General features: G+C 56.8%; 2 protein-coding genes. Both read left to right on the forward strand.

The window, feature by feature from the left end:
• Positions 1 to 1,052, forward strand: a 1,052-nt coding sequence (locus FDX03_RS23670) for an ABC transporter permease (RefSeq protein ID WP_249357119.1), incomplete at its 5' end; no start/stop codon positions are given.
• On the forward strand, positions 1,052 to 1,661 hold a 610-nt coding region (locus FDX03_RS23675), incomplete at its 3' end, for an ABC transporter permease (RefSeq protein WP_349290442.1). The genes FDX03_RS23670 and FDX03_RS23675, both read left to right, overlap by 1 nt.

The following is a 1,661-nucleotide window of genomic DNA, read 5'->3' on the forward strand; positions in this document are numbered from 1 at the left end:
CGCTGGCGCTGATGGGGACGGTGATCCTGATGCTGATCATGGGCTACGGCATCAGCATGGACGTGGAAAATCTGCGTTTTTCGGTGCTCGATCGTGACCAGACCGTCAGCAGCCAGGCGTGGTCGCTGAATCTGGCGGGGTCGCGCTATTTTATTGAGCAGCCGCCGCTCACCAGTTATGACGAGCTGGACAAGCGAATGCGTTCGGGCGAAGTGGCGGTAGCAATAGAGATCCCGCCAAACTTTGGCCGCGATATCGCGCGTGGCACGCCGGTGAAGATTGGCGTCTGGGTCGATGGCGCAATGCCGAGCCGCGCTGAAACGGTCAGAGGCTACGTACAGGCGATGCACCAGACCTGGCTGCAGGATGTGATGGCGCGTCAGCCCAATGCCAGTGGGCAAAACGGGCTGATGACCATTGAAACTCGCTATCGTTACAACCCGGATGTGAAGAGTCTGCCGGCGATTGTTCCGGCGGTGATCCCACTGTTGTTGATGATGATCCCTTCCATGCTCAGCGCCCTCAGCGTAGTGCGTGAGAAAGAGCTCGGATCGATTATCAACCTGTACGTCACGCCCACGACCCGCAGTGAGTTTTTGCTCGGCAAACAGTTGCCTTACATCGTGCTGGGCATGCTGAACTTTCTGCTGCTGTGCGCGCTGTCGGTGTTTGTGTTCGGCGTGCCGCATAAGGGCAGCTTTATGACCCTGACGCTGGCCGCGCTGCTGTACGTCACCATTGCCACCGGGCTGGGGCTGTTAATCTCCACGTTTATGAAAAGCCAGATCGCCGCCATTTTTGGTACGGCGATTATCACGCTTATCCCGGCGACGCAGTTTTCCGGGATGATCGATCCGGTCGCCTCGCTCGAAGGGCCGGGCCGCTGGATTGGCGAAATCTACCCGACCAGTCATTTTTTGACCATTGCGCGTGGAACGTTCTCTAAAGCGTTGGATCTGACGGATCTCTGGCAGCTGTTTATGCCGCTGGCAATCGCCATTCCGGTGGTGATCGGTCTGAGCGTATTACTGCTGAAAAAACAGGAGGGGTGATGCGCCGATTACGCAATATTTATAACCTCGGCATCAAAGAGTTACGCAGCCTGCTGGGCGACAAAGCGATGCTGACGCTGATCGTCTTTGCCTTCACGATTTCGGTTTATTCTTCCGCGACCGTCCTGCCGGGTTCGCTGCATCTGGCGCCGATTGCTATTGCCGATATGGACCAGTCACAGCTGTCGAACCGGATTGTGAACAGCTTTTATCGCCCGTGGTTTTTACCGCCGGAGATGATCACCGCCGATGAGATGGATGCCGGGCTGGATGCCGGACGCTACACCTTCGCCGTGAACATTCCGCCTGATTTTCAGCGCGATGTGCTGGCAGGAAGACAGCCGGATATTCAGGTTAACGTCGATGCCACGCGGATGAGCCAGGCCTTTACCGGCAACAGTTATATCCAGAATATCATCAGCGGCGAAGTGAACAGCTTTGTGGCGCGTTACCGTGACAACAGTGAGCCGCCGGTGGCGCTGGAAATGCGCATGCGCTTTAACCCCAATCTGGAACCTGCCCGTTTTGGCGCGGTGATGGCAATCATCAACAACATTACCATGCTGGCGATTGTGCTCACCGGCTCGGCGCTAATTCGCGAACGTGAGC

This window comes from Citrobacter sp. wls827, assembly GCF_005280875.1.
GTDB classification, from domain to species: domain Bacteria; phylum Pseudomonadota; class Gammaproteobacteria; order Enterobacterales; family Enterobacteriaceae; genus Citrobacter; species Citrobacter youngae.